Origin of the sequence: Streptosporangium sandarakinum (assembly GCF_013409935.1) — a bacterium.
In the GTDB taxonomy this organism is placed as follows: domain Bacteria; phylum Actinomycetota; class Actinomycetes; order Streptosporangiales; family Streptosporangiaceae; genus Streptosporangium; species Streptosporangium nondiastaticum.
In genome coordinates this window covers 2,282,028-2,305,436 of record NZ_JACCCO010000001.1, presented here as the reverse complement: position 1 = coordinate 2,305,436, position 23,409 = coordinate 2,282,028, and the positions used below count along the sequence as shown (strand labels likewise).

Annotated in this window: 21 protein-coding genes; 11 read left to right on the top strand and 10 right to left on the bottom strand. The window is 72.8% G+C overall.

Annotated elements, in window-relative coordinates; genetic code table 11:
- Positions 1 to 44 precede the first annotated feature (44 nt).
- From HDA43_RS10110 to HDA43_RS10095, 4 genes are all read left to right on the top strand, one after another.
- Entirely contained in the window at positions 45 to 779 is a 735-nt protein-coding gene (locus tag HDA43_RS10110; RefSeq protein WP_179819465.1) for a phosphocholine cytidylyltransferase family protein, read from the top strand.
- A gap of 5 nt (positions 780 to 784) precedes the next feature.
- Positions 785 to 1,825: an iron-containing alcohol dehydrogenase family protein gene (locus HDA43_RS10105; RefSeq protein WP_179819464.1), complete on the top strand. Its 1,041-nt coding sequence runs from the start codon at positions 785 to 787 to the stop codon at positions 1,823 to 1,825.
- The gene (locus tag HDA43_RS10100; protein WP_179819463.1) at positions 1,803 to 2,570 is read left to right on the top strand and encodes a CDP-alcohol phosphatidyltransferase family protein; all 768 of its coding nucleotides are present in this window, start codon (positions 1,803 to 1,805) and stop codon (positions 2,568 to 2,570) included. Before HDA43_RS10105 ends, HDA43_RS10100 begins: the two co-directional genes overlap by 23 nt.
- A gap of 238 nt (positions 2,571 to 2,808) precedes the next feature.
- Complete coding sequence (locus HDA43_RS10095; RefSeq protein WP_179819462.1) at positions 2,809 to 3,690, top strand: glycosyltransferase family 2 protein; 882 nt, start codon at positions 2,809 to 2,811, stop codon at positions 3,688 to 3,690.
- Between the two features lie 91 nt (positions 3,691 to 3,781).
- Here HDA43_RS10095 and HDA43_RS10090 read toward each other — a convergent pair whose 3' ends face one another.
- Positions 3,782 to 4,108 (bottom strand): hypothetical protein, encoded by a 327-nt coding sequence (locus tag HDA43_RS10090; RefSeq protein ID WP_179819461.1) that lies wholly within the window; start codon positions 4,106 to 4,108, stop codon positions 3,782 to 3,784.
- A gap of 163 nt (positions 4,109 to 4,271) precedes the next feature.
- A complete protein-coding gene (locus HDA43_RS10085) occupies positions 4,272 to 5,024 on the bottom strand; it encodes an SDR family NAD(P)-dependent oxidoreductase (protein WP_179819460.1) in 753 nt (250 codons plus the stop codon).
- Positions 5,025 to 5,141: 117 nt separating this feature from the next.
- Here HDA43_RS10085 and HDA43_RS10080 point away from each other — a divergent pair, with 117 nt between their 5' ends.
- Complete coding sequence (locus tag HDA43_RS10080) at positions 5,142 to 5,528, top strand: VOC family protein (protein WP_179823051.1); 387 nt, start codon at positions 5,142 to 5,144, stop codon at positions 5,526 to 5,528.
- A gap of 19 nt (positions 5,529 to 5,547) precedes the next feature.
- Here the strand turns inward: HDA43_RS10080 and HDA43_RS10075 are convergent, their stop codons facing one another.
- Both HDA43_RS10075 and tnpA read right to left on the bottom strand, forming a co-directional pair.
- Positions 5,548 to 5,892 (bottom strand): sensor histidine kinase, encoded by a 345-nt coding sequence (locus HDA43_RS10075; RefSeq protein WP_312873152.1) that lies wholly within the window; start codon positions 5,890 to 5,892, stop codon positions 5,548 to 5,550.
- A gap of 47 nt (positions 5,893 to 5,939) precedes the next feature.
- A complete protein-coding gene (tnpA, locus tag HDA43_RS10070; RefSeq protein WP_179819458.1) occupies positions 5,940 to 6,356 on the bottom strand; it encodes an IS200/IS605 family transposase in 417 nt (138 codons plus the stop codon).
- A 22-nt stretch (positions 6,357 to 6,378) separates the two neighbouring features.
- Between tnpA and HDA43_RS10065 the strand changes: the two genes are divergently transcribed.
- Complete coding sequence (locus tag HDA43_RS10065) at positions 6,379 to 7,533, top strand: RNA-guided endonuclease InsQ/TnpB family protein (protein ID WP_179819457.1); 1,155 nt, start codon at positions 6,379 to 6,381, stop codon at positions 7,531 to 7,533.
- 208 nt (positions 7,534 to 7,741) lie between these two features.
- On the opposite strand, the gene HDA43_RS10060 is transcribed toward HDA43_RS10065, so the two are convergent.
- From HDA43_RS10060 to HDA43_RS10040, 5 genes are all read right to left on the bottom strand, one after another.
- Positions 7,742 to 8,479 carry an acetoacetate decarboxylase family protein gene (locus tag HDA43_RS10060; RefSeq protein WP_179819456.1) on the bottom strand — a complete coding sequence of 246 codons (738 nt, stop codon included), beginning with the start codon at positions 8,477 to 8,479 and terminating at the stop codon, positions 7,742 to 7,744.
- A gap of 241 nt (positions 8,480 to 8,720) precedes the next feature.
- Positions 8,721 to 9,833: a glycosyltransferase gene (locus tag HDA43_RS10055; RefSeq protein WP_179819455.1), complete on the bottom strand. Its 1,113-nt coding sequence runs from the start codon at positions 9,831 to 9,833 to the stop codon at positions 8,721 to 8,723.
- A gap of 49 nt (positions 9,834 to 9,882) precedes the next feature.
- A complete protein-coding gene (locus tag HDA43_RS34895) occupies positions 9,883 to 11,907 on the bottom strand; it encodes an acyltransferase family protein (protein WP_179819454.1) in 2,025 nt (674 codons plus the stop codon).
- A gap of 314 nt (positions 11,908 to 12,221) precedes the next feature.
- Positions 12,222 to 13,796, bottom strand: coding sequence for an LCP family protein (locus HDA43_RS10045; protein WP_179819453.1), 1,575 nt, complete (start codon positions 13,794 to 13,796; stop codon positions 12,222 to 12,224).
- A gap of 156 nt (positions 13,797 to 13,952) precedes the next feature.
- Entirely contained in the window at positions 13,953 to 15,527 is a 1,575-nt protein-coding gene (locus HDA43_RS10040) for a hypothetical protein (protein WP_312873151.1), read from the bottom strand.
- 183 nt (positions 15,528 to 15,710) lie between these two features.
- Here HDA43_RS10040 and HDA43_RS10035 point away from each other — a divergent pair, with 183 nt between their 5' ends.
- From HDA43_RS10035 to HDA43_RS10025, 3 genes are all read left to right on the top strand, one after another.
- Positions 15,711 to 17,903 (top strand): hypothetical protein, encoded by a 2,193-nt coding sequence (locus HDA43_RS10035; protein ID WP_246423942.1) that lies wholly within the window; start codon positions 15,711 to 15,713, stop codon positions 17,901 to 17,903.
- A gap of 245 nt (positions 17,904 to 18,148) precedes the next feature.
- Entirely contained in the window at positions 18,149 to 19,042 is an 894-nt protein-coding gene (locus HDA43_RS10030) for a glycosyltransferase family 2 protein (RefSeq protein WP_179819452.1), read from the top strand.
- The gene (locus tag HDA43_RS10025) at positions 19,043 to 20,116 is read left to right on the top strand and encodes a glycosyltransferase family 4 protein (protein ID WP_179819451.1); all 1,074 of its coding nucleotides are present in this window, start codon (positions 19,043 to 19,045) and stop codon (positions 20,114 to 20,116) included.
- Here HDA43_RS10025 and HDA43_RS10020 read toward each other — a convergent pair.
- Positions 20,071 to 21,048: a lysylphosphatidylglycerol synthase transmembrane domain-containing protein gene (locus HDA43_RS10020; protein WP_179819450.1), complete on the bottom strand. Its 978-nt coding sequence runs from the start codon at positions 21,046 to 21,048 to the stop codon at positions 20,071 to 20,073. The two genes, HDA43_RS10025 and HDA43_RS10020, sit on opposite strands and share 46 nt — an antisense overlap.
- A 67-nt stretch (positions 21,049 to 21,115) precedes the next feature.
- Between HDA43_RS10020 and HDA43_RS10015 the strand changes: the two genes are divergently transcribed.
- On the top strand, positions 21,116 to 22,177 hold the full coding sequence (locus HDA43_RS10015) for a class I SAM-dependent methyltransferase (protein WP_246423941.1): 1,062 nt from the start codon (positions 21,116 to 21,118) through the stop codon (positions 22,175 to 22,177).
- A 37-nt stretch (positions 22,178 to 22,214) separates the two neighbouring features.
- The gene (locus tag HDA43_RS10010) at positions 22,215 to 23,216 is read left to right on the top strand and encodes a lysylphosphatidylglycerol synthase transmembrane domain-containing protein (RefSeq protein ID WP_246423940.1); all 1,002 of its coding nucleotides are present in this window, start codon (positions 22,215 to 22,217) and stop codon (positions 23,214 to 23,216) included.
- The last annotated feature ends 193 nt before the right edge of the window (positions 23,217 to 23,409 follow it).

The window sequence follows — 23,409 nt, the reverse complement described above, 5'->3', positions numbered from 1 at the left end:
CCAGGAGCGCCCGAGGAGGGGCTCATTCGGATGAGGAGTGCACGTTGCTGGGAATGGTGCTGGCCGCCGGGGCCGGACGACGCCTGCGGCCGTACACCGACACGCTGCCCAAGGCGCTCGTGCCGGTCGACGGCGACACCACGATCATGGACATCTCGCTGCGGAACCTCGCGGCGGCCGATCTCCGTGACGTCGTGGTCGTCGTCGGCTACCAGGCGCAGGCCGTACACGAGCGCAAGGCCGAGCTGGAGCGGCGGCACGGCGTGAAGCTCACCCTCGTGCACAACGACAAGGCCGAGGAGTGGAACAACGCCTACTCCCTGTGGTGCGCCCGCGACTACTTCGAGCAGGGCGTGCTGCTGGTCAACGGCGACACCGTGCACCCGGTCTCCGTGGAGCACACCCTGCTGTCGGCGCCGGAGACGAGTGACATCCTGCTCGCGGTCGACGACGTCAAGAAGCTCGCCGACGAGGAGATGAAGGTCACCCTCGACGGTGACGGCCACCTCGCGCGGATCACCAAGCTGATGGACCCGGCCACCGCGGCCGGCGAGTACATCGGCGCGACGCTGATCCGTCCCGGCGCCGCCGAGCGGCTGGCCGACGCCCTGCGGGCCACCTTCGAGCGCGACCCGCAGCTGTACTACGAGGACGGCTACCAGGAGATGGTCGACCGCGGGGAGAAGATCGCGATCGCCCCGATCGGCGAGGTCTCCTGGGTCGAGGTGGACAACCACGACGACCTGGCCAAGGCGCGGGAGATCGCGTGCCGATACTAGCCAGGATGCTCCCCGCCCCCCTGACCATGGAGGTGCGGCGGGGGGCGATCGCCCAGCTCGGCTCGCTGCTGGCCGACAGCCGGGTGGCGACCTCCGGGCGGGTGGCGGTGGCGGTGGGCGCCGGTCAGGGTGACAAGATCACCTCGATCATCGCCCCCTCCCTCGACGAGGCCCGGGTCTTCCGGGTGCCCGACGGCTCGGTGGACGCCGCGGTCACGCTCGGCGCCGACCTGCGCAAGGGCGCCTACGAGGCGGTCGTCGGCATCGGCGGCGGCAAGACCATCGACGCCACGAAGTACGCCGCGTCGCTCGCGGGCATCCCGATGGTGGCGGTGGCCACCAACCTGTCGCACGACGGGATCTGCTCGCCGGTGGCGTCGCTGACCCACGACGGCGGCAAGGGGTCCTTCGGCGTGCCGATGCCGCTGGCCATCATGGTCGACCTCGACTTCGTCCACGACGCTCCGTCGTCGCTGGTCCGCTCCGGCGTCGGCGACGTGGTGAGCAACCTGTCGGCGATCGAGGACTGGCAGCTCGGCAACGCCGAGCGCGGCGAGCCGATCGACGGCGTGGCCTGCGCGATGGCCCGCACCGCGGCGGAGGCGGTGATGGGGCGGTCCGACTCGGTCGAGTCCGACGCGTTCCTGACCGTGCTGGCCGAGGCGCTCATCCTCTCGGGGATGTCGATGGTGATCGCCGGGTCCTCCCGTCCTTCGAGCGGCGGAGATCATGAGATCCTTCATGCCGTGGACCAGCTCTTCCCCGGCACCTCCAACCACGGCGAGCTCGCCGGGATCGGTGCCGCCTTCTGCTTCTTCCTGCGCGAGGACGAACGGAGACTCGGCCAGGTCGCCGAGTGCCTGCGCGCGCACGACCTCCCGGTCAGCCCCGCCGACATCGGGCTGAGCGTGGAGCAGTTCACCGAGGCGGTCGTGCTGGCCCCGGCGACCCGCCCGGGCCGCTACACGATCCTTGAGCACCTGCGCCTGTCCGAGGCCGAGATCCGCGATCGGGTGGAAGATTATGTCCGGACCATCGGTCGCTGAGTTCCGCGCGGTCGCCCAGCCGCACTCGACCATGGACCGCAACAGCGGTGAGCACTGGGCCGGCGCGCTGTACATGCGCAAGCTGTCGATCTACGTCACCTGGGTGCTGGCCAAGACGCCGATCACCCCCAACCAGACCACCTGGCTGATGATCCTCACCGGGCTGCTGGCGGGCGCGGTCCTGGCGGTGCCCACCCTGTGGGCCGCCGTGCTGGCCGCCCTGCTGGTCCAGCTCTACCTGCTGCTCGACTGCTCCGACGGCGAGCTGGCGCGGTGGACCGGGCGGACCTCCATCACCGGCGTCTACCTCGACCGGGTCGGCCACTACTTCGCCGAGGCGGCCATGCTCATCGGGCTGGGCTTCCGGGCGTCGGAGGTCCGTCCCGACTGGTACACCGTGCTGGGCTTCGCCGCGGCGCTCGGCGCGATCCTGATCAAGGCGGAGACCGACCTGGTGGACGTGGCGCGCGCCCGGTCCGGCCTGGTCGCGGCCACCGAGGCGTCGGCGGAGCACTTCCGCTCACGCGGCCTGGGAATGGCCCGCCGGGCCGCCGCCGCGCTGAGGTTCCACCGGATCGTCCAGGCGGTCGAGCTGTCCCTCCTCGTGGTGGTCGCCGCGATCTGGGACCAGATCGCCGGCGGCCTGGCCGCGACCAGGGTGCTGACGGTGGCCTGCGTCGTGGTGGCCGTGCTGCAGATGGCGCTGCACCTGGTCAGCATCCTGGCCTCCCGGCGGCTCTCGTGAGCACCGGGCGACCGAAGGGCGGATGCCGGGGAAGTGAACGGCGCGGAACCGGACGGCGTCGCGGTGCGTCGTAGGTGCGGAGATCCCGCGTCGTTTGGCGGGTGTTCGCCGACGGTTCCGATACGCTTGTCCTCCGTACCAGAGGGCTCCAGCAATGCCACAGCCGCCCGACCCAGCAGACTGGTGATCATGAAAGTATGTTCCGCACGTGCTCTCGACGCGTCAGGACGATGACCCGTTGAAGATTTCGTGCGTCATCCTCACCATGGGCACCCGGGTCCCCGAGCTGGGCCGCGCGGTCGAGTCCGCGCTGAACCAGGTCGACGGCGACGTCGAGGTGGTCATCGTCGGCAACGGCGCGGACGTCCCCGAGCTGGCGGTGACCGTGCCGCCGGGCTCGTCGGCGTCGATCAAGACGATACGGCTCAGCCACAACACCGGCATCCCGGCCGGCCGCAACCGCGGCGTCGAGGAGTGCTCGGGCGACGTCGTGCTCTTCCTCGACGACGACGGCTGGTACGGCGACACGAGCCTCGTCTCCCACCTGCGCGAGCGCTTCTCCACCGAGCACGACCTCGCGGTCGTCTCGTTCCGGGTGAAGGACCCCGACGGCGGCGCCGGTCAGCGCCGGCACGTCCCGCGGCTGCGCGCGGGCGACCCCGAGCGGTCCTCCCCGGTCACCACGTTCCTGGGCGGCGCCTGCGCCATCCGGCGGTCGGCCTTCCTGCAGGTCGGCGGTCTCCCCGAGCGGTTCTTCTACGCCCACGAGGAGACCGACCTGGCCTGGCGGCTGCTGGGTGAGGGCTACCGGATCGAGTACGACGCGCAGACCGTCATGTACCACCCGCAGGTTCCGCCGACCCGGCACGCCGACTTCTACCGCCTCAACGCGCGCAACCGCGTCTGGCTGGCCCGGCGCAACCTGCCCTGGGCGCTGGCCGTGCCGTACCTCGTCAACTGGATCGTGCTGACCCTGGTCCGCGAGCGTTCCGGCACGGCGCTGCGCGCGTGGTTCAGGGGGTTCACCGAGGGCCTGCGCGAACCGGCCGGGGAGCGCCGTCCCATGGGCTGGAAGACGGCCTGGCGGATGCTCCGCCTGGGCCGCCCGCCGATCGTCTGACCGCTCGCCCGGGGCCGCACGGCGCACGCGGAACCGGGGACCGGCGGCGTGCGCCGCACGACGTCCGCGTTCCCGGTTCCGGGCCGGCGTATCAGTCGCTGGTCATCGTGGGGGCCGGTGAGCCCGTCGTGGGCTTGGGCACCCGGATGGTCTTGCCGGGCCGCTGGTTGCTGGTGCGGGCCTGCAGGGTCGGGTAGCAGTCGTAGTAGCAGTAGTAGGCGTCGCAGTAGCGCAGGAAGCAGATCCAGCCGCTCGCGGTGGCGTCGGCGGTGCAGGCGACGGCGGGCGCGGCCTGCGCCACCCGTGCCACGAGCGGGGCCGAGGCCGCGTGGGCGGCCGTGGGCAGCGAGGCGAGCAGGCCGCCGGCGAGCAGTGCCCCGGTCAGGGCCGCTCCGGTGCTGCGGATGAGGGTATGCATGGTCCTCCTCGATCGGGCGTGACGTTCGACGAGAAAGAACGTAGTTCTTTAGTCACGGAGAGTCACGAACCGTGCGTCGGCGCGGTGCCCTCCGGAACGCGGTGATCGAGCCTCTCGGAGCCACCCGTTGTGACGGGTGGGGCGGGCGGGCTCCATCCGGGGTTCAGGCGGTGGCGCCGCCGTCGAGGACGAGGTCGAGCCCCACGGCGTAGCCGGCCTCGTCGGAGGCGAGCCAGAGCACGGTGCCGGTGATCTCCTCCAGGGAGCCGACCCTGCCGATCGGCGACTGCTCCTTCATCCGGGCGGCCCGGTCGGCCTCGGTCTCGCCGGGCCGCATCGACATCGGGGTGTCGAACGGGCCGGGGCTGACCGCGTTGACGCGGATGCCCTCGCCGACGCACTCCAGGGCCGCGGTCCGGGTCAGCGCGCTGACCGCGGCCTTGGACGCCGCGTAGGCGCCGAGCCCGGGGAGCCTGCGGTGCGCGCCGATGTTGGAGGCGATGTTGACGATCGCGCCGCCGCCCCGGGCGCGCATCGCCCTGATCTCGTGCTTCATGGCGAGGAAGACGCCGGTCGTGTTCACGGTGAGGACCCGGGTCCACTCCTCCTCCGAGGTCTCCGCGACCGGGGCGGCGGTGAAGGTCCCGGCGCTGTTGACCGCGACGTCCAGGCCGCCGAACCGGCCGGTGATCCCGTCGACGAGCGCGGCCACGTCCGCCGGGTCGGTCAGGTCGGCGGTGAACGCGGCGGCCCTGGCGCCCTCGGCCTCGGCGAGCTCGACGGTGCGCTCCAGGGCCTCCCGGCGGCGGCCGGCCACCGCCACGGTCGCCCCCTCCCGCGCGAATCCCAGGGCGACGGCCCGCCCGATGCCGGAGCCTCCGCCGGTGACCAGCACGACCCTGTCGGTGAATCTCATCTCTTCCACACCTCTACCGGATGTCCCGGACGCGACGGTCACGCCGTGCGCCCAAATTTTGGACTGATCGTTACTTAATCATGGCACACATGATCCCCCTAGGCTCGCGGGGTGCACATGGAACTTTTCACGATCATCGTCGAGGAGTACGACCCGGCCATCGAGTTCTTCACCGGGGTCCTGGGATTCGACCTGGTGGAGGACTCGCCGTCGCTGACGAACGACGGGCGCCCCAAGCGGTGGGTCGTTGTGCGGCCGCCCGGCGCCCGGACCGGCGTCCTGCTCGCCCGGGCCGACGGGGAACGGCAGCGCGCCGCCGTCGGCGACCAGGTGGCCGGGCGCGTCGGGTTCTTCCTGCGGACGGACGACTTCGACGCCGCCTACGAGCGGATGACCGCCGCCGGGGTCGAGTTCGTCACGCCGCCGCGCGCCGAGCCGTACGGGCGCGTCGCGGTGTTCCGCGACATCGCCGGCAACCGGTGGGACCTGCTCGGCCCCGCCTGACCCCGCGCCGGCCCCGGGATCAGACGTTCACCTGCGGCAGCTCGACGGCCACCGTGAGCCCGCCCTCCTCGCGGGGCTCGGCGCTCACGGTGCCGCCGTGCGCCTCGGCGACCACCCGGACGATGGACAGCCCCAGACCGCTGCCCCGGTCGGAGCGTAGCCGGTCCCCGTGCAGCCGCCGGAACGGCTCGAAGATCGTCTCGACCTCGTACGGCGGCACGGGCAGCCCGGTGTTGGACACGACCGGCTCGACCTGGTCGGTCCGCCGCCGGGTGGACACCCACAGCTGCCCGCCCGCGTGGTTGTGCCGGATCGCGTTCTCCACCAGGTTCTGGACGAGCCGCTCGACCAGCACCGCCGCCACCAGCTCCTCGAACGCGAACGGCTTGGGCAGGTAGTCGTCCGCGCCGGTCAGACTGGCCGGTTCTGCTGCTCGATGTACTGGCGCAGGACGCTGATCGGCGCGTCGCCCACGTTTCCGGCGAAGTAGGAACCCGACCACAGCTTGTTCGCCCGGTAGTAGTGGCGAGCCAGTTCGGGGAACTCCTGGCGCATGCGGCGCGAGGACACACCCTTGAGAGAGTTGACCAGCCGGGACAGGGCGACCTTGGGCGGGAAGTTCACCAGCAGGTGGACGTGGTTGCTCTCGCCGTTGAACTCAGCCAGCTCGCACTCGAAGTCGGCGCACACATCCCGCATGATCTGCCCCAGGCGTTCCAGGTGGGCACCGGTGAACACCGGGTGCCGGAACTTGGTCACGAAGACCAAATGCGCGTGCAGGACGAAAACGCAGTGCCTTCCAGTTCTGATGTCTCCATCGTCGGTCATAAACCAAAGGTAGGATCGTGGTGTGCAGCTCCGGTACAACTTCCGCCTCTACCCGACCGCTGGCCAGCGTCTAGCGCTGGCCAAGGCATTCGGATGCGCGCGAGTGGTGTTCAATGACGGGCTGCGCCTGAGACAGCAAGCCCACGAACAAGGTCTGCCGTACCTCTCCGATGGGGACCTGTTCAAGCGGATGATCACGCAGGCGAAGAAGACACCGGAACGGGCCTGGCTGGGCGAGGTGTCCGCGGTGGTTCTTCAACAGGCGCTCGCCGACTTGAACACCGCGTTCCGCAACTTCTTCGCCTCGGTCTCAGGGAAGCGGAAGGGGCCGAAGATGGCCCCGCCTCGGTTCCGGTCCCGCAAGGACACCCGGCAGACGGTTCGCTTCACCCGCAACGCCCGATTCGCCATCACGACGGGCGGGAAGCTGCGCCTGCCGAAAATCGGGGAGGTGACGCTTCGCTGGTCCCGGGATCTGCCGTCCGAGCCGTCGTCGGTGACGGTGACCAAGGACGCCTCAGGCCGATACTTCGCCTCGTTCGTGGTCGAGACGGGCGACGAGCCGTTGCCGGAGGCGACGTCCCAGATCGGGGTGGACCTGGGTCTGACTCACTTCGCGGTCCTGTCGGACGGCCGGAAGATCGATAACCCGCGTTTTCTGCGCCGTGCCGAACGCCGGTTGAAGAAGGCGCAAAAGGCGCTCAGCAGAAAAGCGAAGGGCTCGGCCAACCGCAGGAAAGCCGTCGTGAAGGTCGCCAAGGCGCATGCCGGGGTGGCGGACGCGCGGCGGGACCACCACCACAAGCTGTCCACGGCGATCATCCGCGATGACCAAACGGTGTACGTCGAGGACCTGGCGGTGAACGGTCTTGCGTGCACACGGCTGGCCAAGAGCGTGCACGACGTCGGATGGTCGGCGTTCGTGGACATGCTGGAGTACAAGGCGGCCCGGTATGGGCGGACCTTCGCCAAGGTGGGCCGCTTCCTACCGTCGTCGCAGACTTGCTCGGTCTGCTTCGTGATCGACGGTCCCAAGCCCTTGAGCGTCCGGGAATGGACGTGCGGGGCGTGCCAGACCACCCACGACCAGGACGTCAACGCCTCCCGGATCGTCCTCGCCGCCGGACGGGCGGAGAGGCGAAACGCCTGCGGAGGGACCGTAAGACCCGCCGCCTAGCGGAGGGCAGGACCCAGCGAAACAGGAAGCCACAGAGGTGCCGCGCCATGTGGCACGGGCTGAATCTCCGGCATTCATGTCGGGGAGCACGTCAAATGCTGCCCGCGATCCCGGTGGCGTGCGCCGCCGCCGCCCTGGGCGCGGCGAGCCTGTGGCGCACCCGTCCCGGCCGCCGCTGAGCTCTCCCGCGCCACCGCCGCCCCGGGCCCTAGAGGGTCTTGGCCTCCTCGAAGCGCATGGTCACGTGCGAGGCGGTGGCGGTCAGGAAGGCGCCGCCGGGCAGGCCCAGCTCGCTCAGCTCCCTGGCGACGGGGTGGTTGCCCAGGCGGATCAGGGCGCCCGCCGGACGCACCCGCCCGCCGCGCGGCGCCACCGACCAGGGAACGCGGCGGGTGACGCCGTCCAGATGGGTGTAGGCGTCGGTGCGGGCGGTCAGGCCGGGCGCGGGCACCGGCAGGCCGGGCCGCAGCAGGAGGTCCAGCACCAGGCGGCCGTCCTGGCGGACGACACACCGCTTGTAGGGGGACGACAGGCGCAGGTCGATGTCGGCCAGCTCCTTGGGGAAACCCCAGATCGTACGGCCGGCCTCCAGGGTGAACCCCTGGTCGACGGGGAGCCAGTGGACGAACACCCCCGCCCCGTCCCGCAGCAGCTCGGAAAGGCCGCGGCGCAGACCGCGGCGGGGCGCCGGACCCGCCTCCGGCGGCCGGACCAGGAAGGTCACCCCGAACTCGTGGTAGGCGCCCAGGTCTCCCTCGGTGTAGTCCAGGAACGCCAGCGTGCACAGCGCCTTGCCGGGAAGAACCTCGACGACGTCGAGCCCCGAGTAGGCGATCACGGCGCGGGCCGCGTCGGCACGGACCAGATAGGAGGCCGTGCAGGCCATGGCGTCCCGGATGCGGACCGGCGTGGCGACCTCGCGGCCCTGGATCAGATGGCGTGCCATGGCTCCTCTAGACCAATCTTCGGCTCTCCCGTCACTGTGGTTTGGCATACCCCCGAAGAACCCGGCATTCACGTGCCGGGAGGGGAACCCGGCGGGCTCCGCGAACCTCACGGGTTCCGGTGGCGGGCGGGAGGACGCTCAGGCGGCGGCCGGGGGCCCGCCCGGACCGGGCCGGCACGCGGGCCGGGGCGGTCCGTCAGGCGGGCAGGGGGCGGGGACGGGCGGGTGCCGGGGCGGTCCGTCAGGCGGGCAGGGGGCGGGGACGGGCGGGTGCCGGGGCGGCGCCCGTCGCGGCCCAGCCCTCCAGCAGCTCGACGAACCCGCCCGCGTGGTCGGCCCAGTTGTGGTGGCGCAGCGCCTCCCGGTGGCCGCGCGCGCCCAGGTCCGCCGCCCGGACGGGGTCGTCCCGCAGCGCCAGTACGGCGCGCAGCGCGGCGTCCACGTCGCCGAAGGGCACCACCACGCCGCAGCCGGTCCGCTCGACCACCGCGGCGGCGGCCGGGGCCGGGGTGGTGATGACCGGGAGTCCCCTGGCCATGTACTCGACGACCTTGGCCGGTACGGCCCGCCCGGCGCCGGGCAGGTCGTGCGGGAGCGCGAGCCCGGCCAGGGCGCCCTCGGCCATCCGCGTCGCGTGCCGGTCGGGCACGTGGCCGTACCAGTCGAGCAGGCCCGCCCGCTGCGCGTCGCGGACCGCCGGGCGGACCGCCGGGTCGGCCTCGCCGATCAGGTCCGTCCTGATCCCGTACGGCGCCAGCCGCCGGGCCAGCTCGACCAGCTCGGCCACGCCGCCGTCCGCGCGGAGCCTGCCCAGGTGGACGACCCGCCCACCGGCGGGCGGCCGCGGCGGCCGCTCGGGCACCCGGGCGGCGCGGGGGACCACGGGATGGGACAGTTGGAACCGCTCCCGGTGGGAGGCGTCGGCCAGGATCAGGTGGACGCGGTGCTCGGCGCGGGACTCGGCGAGGCGGAGCAGGGGCCGCGGGAGGCGGGGCCCGGGGAACGAACCGGCCGCCCACGGCCCGGAGGCGTCGTCGCGGACGTCCCAGACGGTGACGGGGCGGCGGCGGGGCAGCCGGAGCAGTGACGCGAGGTCGCAGACGAGGAGCAGGTCGGCGTCCTCGGTCCCGCGCCGCAGCGCCCCGCGCACGGCCCGCAGTGCCCGGCCGCGGTGGGCGCCGAGCGCGCGCGGGACGTCGATCGCGCGGATACCGGGGGCCGGGGTGACGTTGCAGTCGGTGAAGGGGGCGACATAGGTGACCTCGTGCCCCGCGTCGAGGAGGGCCCGGATCTGCCTGTGCATGATCCGGGCGTCCTCGGGATGGTGGACGATCGTCCCGACACATACCCTCATACGCCGATGTTGGGCGGAGGTTCCGTCCTCACCGGGTGTGCCGGGTTAATCACCGGGGAAGCGGGGCTGAACTCTCCCTGCGGGCGGGCCCGGCGGCCGGGTCCACGGGCGTCGCGGCGGCGGGCATGTCCGCGGCGGGCACCGTCGAGGACGGGCGCGCCGCCTCCCCGGCCGGGCGCCGGTAGAGCCACACCAGGCGCGGCTCCAGCAGCCACTTGAAGGCCGTGCGGGTCACCGGCAGGCAGAGGATGATCGCCAGCACCAGCGCGCTGCAGGTGATCGCGATCACGCCCAGCGGGCCGTACAGCCAGGGGAAGCTCAGCCACTTCTGGTCCTTGGCGACGAGCACGACGACACCGTGCAGCAGGTAGGCGTAGAGGGTGCGGGTGCCGAGGTCGGAGAACCACGTCTGGCGCCGCGGCACCACGGCCAGCAGTGCCACCGAGAGCACCAGCCCGGCCAGCAGCATCGCGCCGCGCACGCCGAGGCCGAGCCACCAGCTCATGTCCATGGACTTGAAGCTGTAGCGGTAGTAGACCGGCTTGAGGCTGACGTGCGGGGCGATGAAGATCGCCACCGCGGCGCCCGCGGCCAGGACGACCCCGCCGGTGATCCGCACCCACAGCGGCTTGAGCAGGTCGAAGTGCTCCGGCTTGAGCACCAGGCCGATCACGTAGAAGGGGAGCAGGCCGAAGAAGCGGTCGATGCTGAAGTCGCCGGAGATCTCCGAGAAGCCGGCGACCATGGAGATGACGAGCGCGACGAGCACCGGCTGCCGCATGCGGTTCCAGATGGGCGTGGAGATCCGCCACAGCACCAGGGCGAGCAGGTACCAGTTCAGCCACGCCGGGTCGATGATCGTCAGGGACCACTTCTGGCCGACCGCGTAGCGCAGCAGCGCGTACCCCAGCTCCACGACCGCGTACGGCACCAGCATGGTGTCGACCAGCTTGTTGATCTTGGCGTTGGAGTTCCAGAAGTTGCGCCCGAGATAACCGCTGACCAGCACGAACGCGGGCATGTGGAACGTGTAGATGAAGAGGTACGCGGCCTTGGACGAATGCGCCGCCAGGGTCGGGACCAGCGAGTGGCCGGTCACCACCAGGGCGATCAGGACGAACTTGACGTTGTCGAGGTACGGCTCGCGCTTCTTCTTGGCCGGAGGGGCGGGCGGCTCCTCCTCGGGCCGCGGCTCCTCGTCCGCCTCGGGGTAGCGGCCCCAGCGCGACGACTCGGTCTGGGGCTTGTCCCAGTAGGAGAACGGCCGCTCGCCGGCTCCGGTCTCCGGCCGGGCCGGGGCGGAGGCGGCCGACGCCCACGCCGGGATGTGCGCGCCCGTGGGCGCCGGCGTCCACGCCGGGTCCAGCGGGTCCGGCGTCCCCCCGGCCGGGGCGCTTCGTGCGATCCGGCCGCCCCGGGGGTCCGGGACACCGCCCCCGGGGGCGGGGGCGCCCGGCGCCCAGGGGTCCTGGGCCGTCCGGTCGTGGTACGGCGCCCGCGCCCGCGGCGGGTCCCACGGCTCCTCGACCCCGGCCGGCGTCCACGGCTCCTCGACCCCGGCCGGCGCCCAGGGCTCCTCGGCCCGGGACTGCGCCCAGCCGTCCCGGGGGGTGGGCGACTCGGCCCCCCAGCCGGGGGTCTCGCCGCGGCCGGACGCCGGAGCGTGCCGGCCCGGGGCCTCGTGGAAGCCGTGAGTCTCCCGGAGCGGGGACTCGTGCGACCCGTGGGCGTGCCGGCCAGGGGCCTCGTGCGAGCCGGGCGCGGGGGAGTCCCAGGGGGAGGCGGGCGATTCCCGGGCGGGCTCACGGTAGGGCGGGTAGCCCCACGCGGTGACCTCGCCGGCCCCCTCGTCCCGGGTCCGGTCGTCCCCGCGGTGGTCCCGGTCGTCTCCGCGGTGACCCCGGTCGCCGCCACGACGGCCCCGGCCGCTCTCGCCCGGCGGCTCCGGCCAGGAGGGCTGGGGCGCCTCGGACGCCGGCCACCGGTCGGGCGTCCGGTCCTGCCCGCCTCCGGACCCGCCGGGGCCGTCGTCTCGGGGAGCCGGTACCTGGAAGGGGAATCGGGGATCACTCACGGGGCAAACGCTCGGCTATCTCTCGGAAGGCGGAAGGTGGGCTCGATCATCTCTCTGAAACGGGACCGGTGGGTCGCGCCGGCGGGACGCCCGGGGATCGCCGAGGGATGCGGCAGAGTGAGGTCCGCCTCGCCGACCCGACAACCCTAGACCGGGAACGCGGCCGATGTCGCACAACGGCTCCGGCGGACGCCGGGTTCCCCGGAAAACGTGACCTGGTGCCCAGCCCGCCGTGACCCGGCGCCCGGCGTCCGGGGCGGCGTCCGTCGCGGACGCCGCCCCGCGCGCCGGGCGCGGGCCGCGGGCTTCGCGGATCACTGGCAGGGGTCGGTCTTGCTGTCGACGACGTTGCCCTTGAGGGAGTCGGGGATCTTGGTGGGGACGCGGACGCCCTTCCAGTCGTTGCCGATGACCAGCTGGATGATCGGGCCCTTGGGAGGCGTGGTGACCGGGATGGTCGGCGCGTAGTTCTGCACGTTGGTGGGCCGCATCTTGCCCGCGACGGGGGTGAGCTTGTCACCCGAGAGCCGCAGGGCCAGCGCGTCGCCGTACGCGGCGCCCTCGGTCTCGGCCTTGGCGTAGCGGACCGAGGTGGTGGGCACGCCGGTGGCCGGGCCGGCGTTGCCGGTCTGGACCACCACGAAGCCCTGGTCGGCCAGTTTGGCGGCCGCCTCGCCGGCCACGCCGGGCCTGCCGGTGCCGTTCAGCACCTGGATCCGGACCTGCTCGTTCTTGACGGCCGGCTTGGTGGACGCCTTGTCCGGCTGGGTCACCTCGGTGTCGGCGCGGATCGCCTCGAACAGGTTGGCGGCCTCGGGCCGCCAGACGACCCGGTTCTTGTCGGCCGGGTCGGGCATCCACGGGACGGTGATGGCCTGCAGGCCCTTGGCGGTGAGCTTCTTCGCGCTCTGGGCGATCTCCAGCATGCGGTTGACGTTGAGGTGGCTGTCCATGGTGAGCGAGCCGGCCGCGGCCTTCAGGAAGGAGTTCAGCTTGATCGGGTCGGTCAGCAGGTCGGAGCTGGTGGCCTTCTTCATCACCTGGTTGAGGAAGACCTGCTGCCGTTTGATCCGGCTGAGGTCGCTGCCGTCGCCCATCGAGTATCGGGCCCGGACGTAGGCGAGGGCCGTCTCGCCCTTCACGACGTGGTTGCCCGCCTTGAGCTCCAGCTTGGCCTTCTTGTCCACCACGTCCTTGGAGACGCAGATCGGGACACCGCCCAGCGCGTCCACGATGTTCTTGAACCCGGAGAAGTCGACCTTGACGAAGTGGTCGATGTGGATCTGGGTCAGCGACTCGATCGTCTTCCAGGTGCAGGCGATGCCGCCCTCGTTGAACGTCGCGTTGATCATTCTGGGGCCGGGGGGAATGACCGCCTTGGTCTGGGGGCTACGGCATTCGGGCACCTGGACCACGGAGTCCCGGGGGAAGCTGATCAGGGTCGCCTTGTCGCGGTCCGGGGAGATGTGGAGCAGCATGATCGTGTCGGTCCGCTCGCCCAGGCCCTGCATGTGCTGGCCGTACCTCTTGTTGCCGGCGCCTTCGCGGGTGTCGGAGCCCACGATGAGTACGTTGAGCGCGCCGGTCTCCGGCGGGCGGTTCTTGCCGAGCTCGTCATCGATGTTGAGTTTCTTAAACTCGCCCTCGATGTCGTGGTAGACCTTGTAGCCGCCCAGCGTGCCGAGGACCAGCAGGCCGGTCACCCCGATGCCGATCCAGCGGCTCAGGCCCAGCCCACCGCGTCGCGGTGACCTGGATGAGCGGCGGGACACCGGGGGCTCCTCGGGCGGGGGCCGGTCGTCGCCGCCCGCGCGCCGCGCGGCCCTGCGGCCGGGCCCGGTGGGCTCGGCCCGTCGGTCCTTCACAGCGACTTGCCGATGGTCGCTCATGCGATCTCCTCGCCTGGCGGCAACGTCCGGTGCTGTCTCAGCTCGCTCATTGCGCCCAAAGAGTAGGTCACGAGACGAGTGCCGGACGACATGATGATGCGAACTTGGTCATGACAGCCCTGACAGCCCCCGTGAATGATCCGGCGGCCAGCATACTCAGATACGGACATTTCTTGGAATGTTATGTAACGAAGGTTTAGACGCCATAAAAGCGGCAGCAAGACAGGCCGCCGGTACGGCGGGCAGCACGTAGCGGTAATCGAACTCCGCCACCGCGGGGGGCATGACCAGCAGCAACACCGCGGTCGCCCACGGCAGCGGCCAGGCCGCCGGCCCGGCCCCGGCCGGTCCGCCGCTCACCCCCGCGGGCCCCCGCCGGAACCGCCACGACCGCCCCGCCGGACCCCGCCGGAGCCGCCGTACCGCCGCCGTCACCGGCGGGACGAGGACGATCACCAGCACCACCGTGCCGGGCAGCCTGGCGACGCTCTGGTAGGCGCGCATCCAGCCCGCGTACGGCTCGGCGATCCGGACGTCGATCGGCCCCCGCTCGTAACGCCGGGCGAACTCGGCGCCCACCGTGGCCGGGTAGCGGCCCGGGGGCGGGGGCGGCGTCGCGGGGAACTCGTAGTAGCCGTAGACCTCCGCGTCGGGGTAGACCGGGCGGTCCGGGGTGAAGGACCGGGCCAGCTCCGACAGCACCGAGCCGAGGTAGTCGAGCGGCTGGCGGGTGATGGCCAGCGACGCGAACCGCCCGGCCAGCGCGTCGTTCTCCTCGGTGAAGGTGATGCCGGGCAGTCTGACCAGCGGCGAGTCCTTGCTCCAGACGTACTCCTGGGCCGGGGGCCGCGCCGCCGGAGGGCGCGGGTCGCACAGCACGGCCAGGTCGGGCGGCGGCCTCATCACCGCGCAGTCGGCGAAGGTCATCGTCTTGCCGTACAGGAAGACGCCGTTCGCGCCCACCAGGCCGAACCGCTGGTGGGAGGTGTGGAACCAGAGGGCGTACCCGGCGATCGGCACCAGCGCCGCCGCGATCATCACCCCGGCTGCGAGCACCCGGCCCCGCGCCCGGTAGACCAGCCAGGCCGCGAAGAGCGCGACCAGCGGCAGGCCGACCGTCCTGGTCAGCGTCGCCGCCGCCGCCAGCAGGCCGATCCCGCCCGCCGCCACCAGCCCTACGGTCCGGCTCGGAGCGGACGAACCTGGAGAAACCGGTCCAGTCGCCCGGGACACGGCGAGGCATACGGCCGACATGACCAGAGTGGCGAACAATGTGTCTGAGACAAGCAGGTGCTCCAGCTCGATCTGGTAGGCGTCCAGCAGCGGAGGGACCGACGCGAGCACCGCCGCCCAGCCGGGGGCGCCCAGCCGCCGGGCGGTGAGGTAGACGAGCACACCGACCAGGAGACCCAGCAGGTGCTGGACCGACGCGACGAGGGCGAAGCTGTGGAAGGGCTCGAACAACCGCAGGAACATGGAGTACCCGGCCGGCCGGACCAGGTCGGGCCGGGGCTTGATGGCGGTGACGACGTAGGTGTAGGAGTCGGGGAACCACAGCGCGGGCCGGTATCCCAGCACGGTGACCACCCGCAGGGCGGCCCCGAGGCCCAGCACCCCCAGAAACCACCGGTGACGCCGCACCCCTCCGGCCACGCCGCGCGGGAGCCGTCCACGCGCCCACGCGCCCGTGTCCCGCAGGAACCGCCGGTATCGCCGCACCCGCCCGCCCACGTCCAGCCCCCTTCGCGCGCTGCGTACGCTACCGGCTCCGGCCCGGGCCCCGCGCCGGACGCAGCACCCGGCACCGCGCCGGACGCCGCACCCGGTCTTGCGCCCGTTCCGGCTCCGGACGCGGTGCCCGTTCCGGCCGCCCGTCGCCGCCGGTTCCGGCCGCCGCTACGCTCGGGTCCAGCTATGAGGCCGTCACCACCCTCGACGCCGGCCGCCGAGGCCGGCTCACGAGACCGCGAGCGCGGGCCCTCGGCGGGCACCGTGCTCGCCGTGCTGTCGGCCGCGCCCGCGCTCGTGCTGGTGGGCTGGCTGCTGGCCGGGCTGCCGCTGCTGCTGCTCGGCTGGTTCCGGCCGCTCGTCGCGGTGCCGCTGGGCCTGCTCGCGGCGGCCGCCCTGTGCCGGTACGGCCTGCGCCGCCTGCCCGAGACGGTCGAGGCGACGGCCCGGCAGACCGGCGCGGTCGTCGCGGTGGCGCTGGGCTCGGCGGTCTTCAACGCCGTCTTCCACAGCGAGCAGCTCGTCGTCCGCCGCGACCCCGCGACCTACGCGCAGACCACGATCTGGCTGGCCCGGCACGGCTCGCTGCCGATCCCGCGGGACATCGCGGCCCTCGGCGGACCCGACCCGGCGCTGCAGTTCTACAGCGCCGGCTTCTACGACTCCGGCGGCGCGGTCGTGCCGCAGTTCATGCCCGGCCCGCCGCTGCTGTACGCGTTCGGCCACTGGCTGGGCGGCCTGACCGGGCTCCTCCTGGCGCCGCCCGTGCTGGGGGCGCTGGCGGTGCTGGTCGTCGCCGGGCTGACCGCCCGGCTGGCGGGCGGGCGCTGGGCGCCGGTCGCCGCCCTGCTGCTCGCGGTCAGCCTCCCGTTCCTCTACACCGCCCGCACGACGTTCAGCGAGATCCCGTCCCTCATCCTGATCTTCGGCGGGTTGATCCTGCTGCACGACGCCCGGGCCAGGCTCCGCGCCGGCGTCACCGGCCTCGGCTACCTGCCCACCACGCCCTCCGCCGAGCTGCCCGGGGAGGTCCGCGAGGCCCAGCCGCGCGCCGCGCTGGCCGGAGCCGCACTGGCCGGTCTGGTGTTCGGGCTGGCGGTCCTGGTCAGGATCGACGGGCTGCGCGACGTGCTTCCGGTGCTCGTCTACGCCGGTCTGCTCATCGCCATGGGCCGGACCGGCCTGCGGGAGGAGGGACGGCTCGGCCTCCCGCTGCTCGGCGGGCTCGTCGTGGGCACCGGGCTGGGGGTCGCCGCCGGCTACCTCCTGTCGCGGCCGTACCTGAAATATCTGTCCAGCTCGCTCACGCCGCTGCTGCTCATCTGCGGCGCGGTCGTGGCCCTCACCGTGGTCGCCGCGCTGCTGGCCCGGCCGCTCGCCGCCGCGCTGCGCCGGGTCGCGGCGCTGCGGTGGCTGCCGGAGACCGTCGCCGGCCTGGTGGTCGCGGTGATGGCCGTCTTCGCCGCCCGGCCGTGGCTGCACCAGGTCACGAGGGTGCCGACCACGCGGGCCGACCGGCTGAACGCCCTGTTCATCACCAACACCCAGCGGGCCAACGGCCTGCCGGTGGACGGCACCCGCCTGTACTACGAGGACTCCCTGCACTGGGTGATGTGGTACATCGGCGTGCCCGCCGTGGTGCTCGCCACGCTGGCCGCGGCCGTCCTGGCCCGCAGGCTCGCCCGCGGCACCGGGTTCGGCTGGCTGCTGCCGCTGGCCGTGATCGGCTGGACCACCGTCACGACCCTCTACCGCCCGGCCATCACCCCCGACCACCCCTGGGCCGCCCGGCGGCTGGTCCCGGTCGTCCTGCCCGGCCTGATCGTGCTCGCCGTGTGGGGCCTGCGCTGGGCGCGCGACAAGATCCGCCGGATGGGCTACGGTCCGGCCGCGCAGCGGAGTCTGACCGTCGTGGGCGCGGCGCTGCTCGTCGTCCCCGCCGCCGTGACCTCGATCGGCACGGCCTTCACCCCGGTCGAGCGGGGCGAGCGCGCGGCCGTCGAGGCGATGTGCGCGGCCCTGCCCGAACGGGCCTCGGTGCTGATCGTCGAGCGGGTCACCGGCGACCGGCTGACCCAGGTGGTCCGGGGCGCCTGCGGCGTCCCCGCCGCGCGGGTCGCCCTGCTGTGGGGCTCCGACGTCGCCGGTAAGACCGACGTGCTGCGCCTGGCCTCCCGGATCCGCGCCGCCGGCCGCGTCCCCGTCCTGCTCGCCGTCAAGGGGAGCCAGCTCACCCGGTACGGCGAGCCGGTCCAGGTGATGGCGCTGCGCACCCGCCAGGACGAACGCTCCCTCGTCAGCCCCCCGGACGGCACCTGGTCCACCGCCATCGACGCCTGGATGACCGTCCCCGCCGAGAACCCTCCCTCCGGGTCCTGACGGCCCTCACCACCGAGGACGTTCTGTGACCGGAGGAGGCGGACGGGGAGCCGGAAGGCCGGCCGGCGGCCCGCTCGGCGGAGCCGCGCTCACCCCGCCGCCGGCCGCGTGACCTCCTCCCGAAGGCTCAGGGGCGGCCCCTGCGGGGATCCCGGACCGGGGCATGTGGCCACGGGGCTCGGATAGGCTGAGTATCCTCGCCGGACGTGAGTACGACCGAGACGACCTCCGAGAGTGGACCAGCCGTGGACGCAACGCCGTACGTGACGATCGTTCTGCCCTGTTACAACGAGCAGGACCACGTCATCGACGAGGTCGAGCGCATCTGCGCGGCCATGGACGCCAGCGGGTACACCTACGAGCTCGTGGCCGTCGACGACTGCTCCACCGACCAGACCCTGGCCAGGCTGCAGGAGGCCGCGCCGCGGTTCCCGAACATGCGGATCAGGGCGTTCCACCGCAACGGCGGGTCGGGCACCGTCCGCCGGATCGGCACCCAGGAGGCCCGCGGCGAGATCGTCGTGTGGACCGACGCCGACATGACCTACCCCAACGAGCGGATCCCCGAGCTGGTCCAGCTCCTGGAGAAGGACCCCACGATCGACCAGGTCGTGGGCGCGCGGACCACCGAGGAGGGCTCGCACAAGATCCTGCGGGTGCCGGCCAAGTGGTTCATCCGCAAGGTGGCCGAGCGGCTGGCCGGGCAGAAGATCCCCGACCTCAACTCCGGGCTGCGGGCGTTCCGCAAGTCCGTCGCCAGGCCCTACCTGCGGCTGCTGCCGCCCGGGTTCTCCTGCGTCACCACGATCACGCTGTCGTTCCTGTCGAACCAGCACGACGTCTACTACCTGCCGATCGAGTACAGCAAGCGGGCCGGCAAGTCGAAGTTCAGCTTCATCTCCGACGCCTACCGCTACATCCTGCAGGTGCTGCGGATGGTGATGTACTTCAACCCGCTGAAGGTCCTGATGCCCCCGGCCATCTGGCTGGTCTGCATCGGTATCGTCAAGGGGATCTACGACAACGTCATCCACCCCTTCTACCTCGCCAGCAACACCATCGTGATCTTCATCTCCGGGTTGCTCATCGGTTCGCTGGCGTTGCTGGCGGACCTCATCGTGCGGTCCAGGAGCGAGTAGATGCGCATCGCGATCGTCGGGCCGGTCCACCCGTACAAGGGCGGCGGGGCCGCGCACACCGCCGAGCTGGCGCACCGGCTGCGCGACGCCGGCCACGACGTGGTGGTCGAGTCGTGGCGGGCGCAGTACCCGTCGTTCCTGTACCCCGGGCAGCAGACCGTGGACACCCCGGACGAGCGGCCCTTCCCGAACGTCCGCCGCGACCTCGACTGGCGGCGGCCCGACGGCTGGTTCCGCGCCGGACGCCGCCTCGCGAGCGCCGACCTGGTGATCCTGGTACTGCTCAGCTCCGTGCAGGTGCCGCCCTACCTCGGCATCCTGTCCGGCCTGCGGCGGCGCACCCGGGTGGTGGCGCTGTGCCACAACGTGCTGCCGCACGAGCGCAAGCCGTACGACGAGCCGCTGGTGCGGGCGCTGCTGCGCCGGGTGGACGGCGTGCTGACGCACTCCGAGAAGCAGGCCGGGCTGGCCCGCGGGCTGACGTCCGCCCCGGTGAGGGTGGCCGAGATGGCGCCGCACCTGCCGCGGGGACTGCGTGGGAACGACCACGTCGAGGGCGTGACGAACCGGCTGCTGTTCTTCGGCCTGGTCCGGCCGTACAAGGGGCTCGACCTGCTGATCCGCGCGCTGCCCGAGGGCGTTTCGCTGCGGGTGGCCGGGGAGTTCTGGGGGGTCCGCGAGAAGATCGAGGCGCTCGTCAGCGAGCTGGGGCTGACCACCCGGGTGGAGCTGCGGCCGGGCTACGTCGCCGACGAGGACCTCCCGGCGCTGTTCGCCGACGTGGACGCGCTGGTCCTGCCCTACCGCGGTGGTACGGCCAGCCAGCAGGTGTGGCTCGGCCACGAGCTGGGGGTGCCGGTGATCGCCACCCGGGTCGGCACGCTCGCCGACCACGTCACTGACGGCGTGGACGGCCTGCTCGTCGAGCCGGGGTCGGTGGAGGAGCTGCGCGCGACGCTGGAGAGGTTCTACCGGCCGGGCGAGCCCGAGCGGCTGCGCGCCGGGGTCAAGGCCGTCGACCCCGACCCCTACTGGGCGGCGTACGCCGACGCGCTGGTCTCCGCCGGGGCCTGAGCCCGGCGGCCGAGCAGCCAGCCGATCCCGGCCCAGGCCAGGTCGGTGAGGGTGAACGCCAGCCGGGAGACGAGGGCGACGACGGAGACGACGGCCACCGTCTCCACGGTCCCGAGGCCGCCCGCGTCCTGGCTCAGTCCCGACATGAGAGCCGCGGCCATCGCGGCCTCGCGCACGCCGACCCCCGCCGGGACGACCGCGATCAGCAGGCCGGTGGCCCAGGCGGCGGCGTAGGCTCCGGCGCCGAGCGCGTAGAGGGAGAAGTCGCCGGTCAGGTCGCCCAGGACGAGCCAGGCGTGCAGGCCGTACACCAGCCAGCCGAGGAGCGTCCAGCCGAGGGCCGCGAGCAGGGCGCGGCCGGGCAGCACCCGCTCGACCGGCTCCCGGCGGGCGATCCGCAGCGCGAGGTTCAGCCCCCAGGTGAGGACCCTCGGGTGCAGGCACACCGCGATCACCGGGATGACCAGGACGAGATACCACGTCCGCCCGGCCATCGACCGGGCGGTGAACGGCAGCGTGGCGGCGGCGAGGCCGACCGCGCAGCCCAGCGAGACCAGCAGGGCCAGCGAGGTGGCGCTGAAGGTGCGCCGGGGCGGGCAGCCGTGGTCGCGGCCCAGTTCCATCATCGCCGCGTAGGCCCAGACCGACCCCGGGACGTACTTGCCGAGCTGCCCGACGAACAGCACGCGCGCGGCCACGCGCAGCGGCAGCGGCGAGCCGAGCCCGGCGACCACCCGCTGCCAGGCGACGAGCATGCAGCCCGCCCCGGCCATCACCGACGCCCAGGCCCCGGCCACCGACCACCACGACAGCTCCGCCAGCGCGCGGCGGGTGTCGTCCCAGTTCCGGGTCAGGCCGTAGCCGAGGAAGCCGATGGCGACGAGGGCGAGGAGAACCCGCAGCAGGCGGCTTGTCCGGAGTCGGCGCAGCATGCGCCCACAGTACGGCCGGGACCGTACCGGGCGGTAGGGAGCGGGCGCGCCGGTACGCTTGGGCGGCATGGCGGCGCCGGTGAGAACGCGCCGCCGGGCGGCCGACGACGACGGACGCCGACGGACGCCGACGGACGAGGAGCCGGAGGCGCCGCCGGGCGACCGGAGCCGGCGGACGACGGACGACGGGCCGGACGCGCCGGGTGACGGCGCGGGCGAGCGGGGAGCGGTGGACGACTCGGTGAGCGGAAAGGCGAGCGGTAAGGCGACCGGGAGGCCGGGAGGCGGGGCGGGCGGGGAGCGCCAGGCCCAGCTGGAGTACTCCGAGTTCCAGGCGGCGATGCTGGACGAGGAGAAGCGCCGCCGCAAGGCCGCGAAGATCGTGGCGGTGCTGGGTCACTTCCTCGGCCGCGACAAGGACGTCCTGGAAGGGCTGACCGTCGCCGACATCGGCTGCTCGGCCGGGTTCATCGCCGACGAGCTGGCCTCGGCGGGCGCGCGCCGCACCTTCGGCGTCGACATCGACGTGCCCGGCCTGCGCCGGGCGGCCCAGCGGTTCGGCGACCGGGTCCGGTTCGTGTGCGCCGACGGCACCGCGCTGCCGTTTCCCGACTCCTCGATCGACGTGCTGGTGTTCAACCACATCTACGAGCACGTCGTCGACCCCGACGCGATCATGGCCGAGATGCACCGGGTGCTGGCCGACGGCGGCGTCCTGTACCTCGGGCTGGGCAACCGGCTCGGGGTGATGGAGCCGCACTACAAGCTGCCGTTCCTGTCCTACCTGCCGCCCGCCCTGGCCGACCGCTACGTGCGACTCTTCGGCCGGGCCGACAGCTACTACGAGCGATACCGCACCCGCAGCGGCCTGCGGCGGATGGCCCGGGGGTTCCGGGTGTGGGACTACACCTTCCCGGTGCTCGCCACCCCGGCGGCCTTCGCCGGGTCGGAGCTGTTCCCTGGCGCGGCGGGCCGCGCGGCCACCGCCGTGCTGTCCCGGCTGCCCCGCCCCGTCCTGCGGGCGCTGCTGCCGGTGGTGCCGACCTACCTGTGGGTGGCGACCAAGGGCGGCCGCCGCCCGGCCGGGCCGTCGCTGCCCCAGCCGCCCGACCCGGTGGCCACGCGGTGAGTCCGGTGGCCGGACGATGAGGTCCCGGGGAGGCCGCATGCCCGTGGAGAGGCCCGAGGACCGTCGGGAAGAGGAAGAGGGAGCCGTGCGGCCCGCCAGGCCGGCGAAGCCGCTGCGCAGGCTGGTCCGCGTCGCGTTCCTGCTCGTCGCCCTGGGGTTCGGGGCATGGGCGGTGGCGCGCCAGTGGACGGAGATCAGCGCCGGTTTCGCCCGTCTGTCGTGGCCGTCGCTCGTGCTGTCGCTGGTCGCGGTGGTCGCGGCGCTGGGCGGCGGCATGATGACGTGGCGGTCGCTGCTGGCGGACCTCGGCTCGCCGCTGCCGGTGCGCGCCGGGGCGAAGGTCTTCTTCGTCGGGCAGCTCGGCAAGTACATCCCCGGCTCGCTGTGGCCGGTGCTCGCGCAGATGGAGATGGGCCGGGAGCTGGGCGTGCCCCGGCCACGCAGCGCCGCGGCGTTCTTCCTGACGCTGCCGGTGCAGCTCGCCAGCGGGCTGGTCGTCTCGGCGGTGACGCTGCTGGTGGCCCTGCCGGGGACGGCGGTGCCGTACGCCTGGGTGTTCCTGCTGGTGCCGGTGCTGGCGGTGGCGTTCGAGCCGCGGGTGATCAACGCCGTCCTCGGGTTCGGGCTGCGCAAGCTGGGCCGCGGCCCGCTGGAGCGCCCGCTCACCCGCCGGGGCATGCTCACCGCGCTGGGCTGGGCGACGCTCGGCTGGATCGCCTACGGCCTGCACCTGGCGGCGCTCGTGACGCAGCTCGGCCCCTCCGGGGCGTCGGCGGTGCTGTTCTCCATCGGGGCGTTCGCGCTGTCGTGGTGCCTGGGCATCATGACGTTCGTGGTCCCGGCCGGCGCGGGGGTGCGCGAGGTGGCGATGGTGGCCGTCATGGCGCCGGTCCTCGACCGGGGGTCGGCCATCGCGGTGGCGCTCTGCTCCCGGGTCGTGATCGTCATCGGCGACCTCGTCTGCGCGGGCGCGGCCGGCCTGGCCGCGCGGCGCGAGGTGCCCTCCCCGCACGACGCCGCCCGGGAGGAATCCGGGTGAGCGGCACGGTGTGAGGTGCCCCCGCATGATGCCGCGCGGGGAACCCGGGTGAGCGGTACGGCGTGAGGTGCCCTCCCCGGCATGACGTCGCCCGGGAGAGTCCGGGTGGGCGGCACGGGGAGAACCTGTGTGATTCGTCGCACATTTCCCGAGGCTCTGGCAATAGAGTGAGGGACCGGAGAGGGGCGGCCCT

What these genes read in the sequence shown, in the direction of transcription:
- HDA43_RS10105 (WP_179819464.1), top strand. Translation starts at nt 785, where the DNA reads ATGCTCCCCGCCCCCCTGACCATGGAGGTGCGGCGGGGGGCGATCGCC.
- HDA43_RS10080 (WP_179823051.1), top strand. Translation starts at nt 5,142, where the DNA reads ATGGAACTTTTCACGATCATCGTCGAGGAGTACGACCCGGCCATCGAG.
- HDA43_RS10085 (WP_179819460.1), bottom strand. Translation starts at nt 5,024, where the DNA reads ATGAGATTCACCGACAGGGTCGTGCTGGTCACCGGCGGAGGCTCCGGC.
- HDA43_RS10015 (WP_246423941.1), top strand. Translation starts at nt 21,116, where the DNA reads ATGGCGGCGCCGGTGAGAACGCGCCGCCGGGCGGCCGACGACGACGGA.
- HDA43_RS10090 (WP_179819461.1), bottom strand. Translation starts at nt 4,108, where the DNA reads ATGCATACCCTCATCCGCAGCACCGGAGCGGCCCTGACCGGGGCACTG.
- HDA43_RS10010 (WP_246423940.1), top strand. Translation starts at nt 22,215, where the DNA reads ATGCCCGTGGAGAGGCCCGAGGACCGTCGGGAAGAGGAAGAGGGAGCC.
- HDA43_RS10055 (WP_179819455.1), bottom strand. Translation starts at nt 9,833, where the DNA reads ATGAGGGTATGTGTCGGGACGATCGTCCACCATCCCGAGGACGCCCGG.
- HDA43_RS10060 (WP_179819456.1), bottom strand. Translation starts at nt 8,479, where the DNA reads ATGGCACGCCATCTGATCCAGGGCCGCGAGGTCGCCACGCCGGTCCGC.
- HDA43_RS10020 (WP_179819450.1), bottom strand. Translation starts at nt 21,048, where the DNA reads ATGCTGCGCCGACTCCGGACAAGCCGCCTGCTGCGGGTTCTCCTCGCC.
- HDA43_RS10025 (WP_179819451.1), top strand. Translation starts at nt 19,043, where the DNA reads ATGCGCATCGCGATCGTCGGGCCGGTCCACCCGTACAAGGGCGGCGGG.
- HDA43_RS10045 (WP_179819453.1), bottom strand. Translation starts at nt 13,796, where the DNA reads ATGAGCGACCATCGGCAAGTCGCTGTGAAGGACCGACGGGCCGAGCCC.
- tnpA (WP_179819458.1), bottom strand. Translation starts at nt 6,356, where the DNA reads ATGACCGACGATGGAGACATCAGAACTGGAAGGCACTGCGTTTTCGTC.
- HDA43_RS10035 (WP_246423942.1), top strand. Translation starts at nt 15,711, where the DNA reads ATGAGGCCGTCACCACCCTCGACGCCGGCCGCCGAGGCCGGCTCACGA.
- HDA43_RS10100 (WP_179819463.1), top strand. Translation starts at nt 1,803, where the DNA reads ATGTCCGGACCATCGGTCGCTGAGTTCCGCGCGGTCGCCCAGCCGCAC.